The organism is Pseudomonas sp. B707 (assembly GCF_022496685.1).
Lineage (GTDB): Bacteria > Pseudomonadota > Gammaproteobacteria > Pseudomonadales > Pseudomonadaceae > Aquipseudomonas > Aquipseudomonas paraglycinae.
Window position 1 is genome coordinate 1 of record NZ_WTVE01000002.1, and the last position, 3,024, is coordinate 3,024.

Consider the following 3,024-nt stretch of genomic DNA (forward strand, 5'->3'; position numbering starts at 1 on the left):
ATTGCTTGGGTGTTATATGGTCAAGCCTCACGGGCAATTAGTATTGGTTAGCTCAACGCCTCACAGCGCTTACACACCCAACCTATCAACGTCGTAGTCTTCGACGGCCCTTCAGGGAACTCAAGGTTCCAGTGAGATCTCATCTTGAGGCAAGTTTCCCGCTTAGATGCTTTCAGCGGTTATCTTTCCCGAACATAGCTACCCGGCAATGCCACTGGCGTGACAACCGGAACACCAGAGGTTCGTCCACTCCGGTCCTCTCGTACTAGGAGCAGCCCCTCTCAAATCTCAAACGTCCACGGCAGATAGGGACCGAACTGTCTCACGACGTTCTAAACCCAGCTCGCGTACCACTTTAAATGGCGAACAGCCATACCCTTGGGACCGGCTTCAGCCCCAGGATGTGATGAGCCGACATCGAGGTGCCAAACACCGCCGTCGATATGAACTCTTGGGCGGTATCAGCCTGTTATCCCCGGAGTACCTTTTATCCGTTGAGCGATGGCCCTTCCATACAGAACCACCGGATCACTAAGACCTACTTTCGTACCTGCTCGACGTGTCTGTCTCGCAGTCAAGCGCGCTTTTGCCTTTATACTCTACGACCGATTTCCGACCGGTCTGAGCGCACCTTCGTACTCCTCCGTTACTCTTTAGGAGGAGACCGCCCCAGTCAAACTACCCACCATACACTGTCCTCGATCCGGATAACGGACCTGAGTTAGAACCTCAAAGTTGCCAGGGTGGTATTTCAAGGATGGCTCCACGCGAACTGGCGTCCACGCTTCAAAGCCTCCCACCTATCCTACACAAGCAAATTCAAAGTCCAGTGCAAAGCTATAGTAAAGGTTCACGGGGTCTTTCCGTCTAGCCGCGGATACACTGCATCTTCACAGCGATTTCAATTTCACTGAGTCTCGGGTGGAGACAGCGCCGCCATCGTTACGCCATTCGTGCAGGTCGGAACTTACCCGACAAGGAATTTCGCTACCTTAGGACCGTTATAGTTACGGCCGCCGTTTACCGGGGCTTCGATCAAGAGCTTCGCGTTAGCTAACCCCATCAATTAACCTTCCGGCACCGGGCAGGCGTCACACCCTATACGTCCACTTTCGTGTTTGCAGAGTGCTGTGTTTTTAATAAACAGTCGCAGCGGCCTGGTATCTTCGACCGGCGTGGGCTTACGCAGCAAGTGCTTCACCCTCACCGGCGCACCTTCTCCCGAAGTTACGGTGCCATTTTGCCTAGTTCCTTCACCCGAGTTCTCTCAAGCGCCTTGGTATTCTCTACCCAACCACCTGTGTCGGTTTGGGGTACGGTTCCTGGTTATCTGAAGCTTAGAAGCTTTTCTTGGAAGCATGGCATCAACCACTTCGTCGCCTAAAGGCAACTCGTCATCAGCTCTCGGCCTTAAGATCCCGGATTTACCTAAGATCTCAGCCTACCACCTTAAACTTGGACAACCAACGCCAAGCTGGCCTAGCCTTCTCCGTCCCTCCATCGCAATAACCAGAAGTACAGGAATATTAACCTGTTTTCCATCGACTACGCTTTTCAGCCTCGCCTTAGGGACCGACTAACCCTGCGTCGATTAACGTTGCGCAGGAAACCTTGGTCTTTCGGCGTGGGTGTTTTTCACACCCATTGTCGTTACTCATGTCAGCATTCGCACTTCTGATACCTCCAGCAAGCTTCTCAACTCACCTTCACAGGCTTACAGAACGCTCCTCTACCGCATCACTTACGTGATACCCGTAGCTTCGGTGTATGGTTTGAGCCCCGTTACATCTTCCGCGCAGGCCGACTCGACTAGTGAGCTATTACGCTTTCTTTAAAGGGTGGCTGCTTCTAAGCCAACCTCCTAGCTGTCTAAGCCTTCCCACATCGTTTCCCACTTAACCATAACTTTGGGACCTTAGCTGACGGTCTGGGTTGTTTCCCTTTTCACGACGGACGTTAGCACCCGCCGTGTGTCTCCCATGCTCGGCACTTGTAGGTATTCGGAGTTTGCATCGGTTTGGTAAGTCGGGATGACCCCCTAGCCGAAACAGTGCTCTACCCCCTACAGTGATACATGAGGCGCTACCTAAATAGCTTTCGAGGAGAACCAGCTATCTCCGAGCTTGATTAGCCTTTCACTCCGATCCACAGGTCATCCGCTAACTTTTCAACGGTAGTCGGTTCGGTCCTCCAGTCAGTGTTACCTAACCTTCAACCTGCCCATGGATAGATCGCCCGGTTTCGGGTCTATTCCCAGCGACTAGACGCCCTATTAAGACTCGCTTTCGCTACGCCTCCCCTATTCGGTTAAGCTCGCCACTGAAAATAAGTCGCTGACCCATTATACAAAAGGTACGCAGTCACAGAACAAAGTCTGCTCCCACTGCTTGTACGCATACGGTTTCAGGATCTATTTCACTCCCCTCTCCGGGGTTCTTTTCGCCTTTCCCTCACGGTACTAGTTCACTATCGGTCAGTCAGTAGTATTTAGCCTTGGAGGATGGTCCCCCCATATTCAGACAAAGTTTCTCGTGCTCCGTCCTACTCGATTTCATGACTAAGAGACTTTCGCGTACAGGGCTATCACCCACTATGGCCGCACTTTCCAGAGCGTTCCGCTAATCTCAAAGCCACTTAAGGGCTAGTCCCCGTTCGCTCGCCACTACTAAGGGAATCTCGGTTGATTTCTTTTCCTCAGGGTACTTAGATGTTTCAGTTCCCCTGGTTCGCCTCTTGCACCTATGTATTCAGTACAAGATAACCATCTTGTGATGGCTGGGTTCCCCCATTCAGACATCTCCGGATCAAAGTCTGTTTGCCGACTCCCCGAAGCTTTTCGCAGGCTACCACGTCTTTCATCGCCTCTGACTGCCAAGGCATCCACCGTATGCGCTTCTTCACTTGACCATATAACCCCAAGCAATCTGGTTATACTGTGAAGACGACATTCGCCGAAAATTCGAATTTCTCAACTAAGAGAACTCACAAATTTTACCTTAGCCTGATCACCACCAGTGAAAGTGG

At 51.6% G+C, this 3,024-nt stretch carries 1 rRNA gene; it reads right to left on the bottom strand.

The features are described from left to right. Nucleotides 1–16 precede the first annotated feature (16 nt). Nucleotides 17–2,907, bottom strand: a 23S ribosomal RNA gene (locus GQX66_RS00010). Nucleotides 2,908–3,024: the final 117 nt, after the last annotated feature.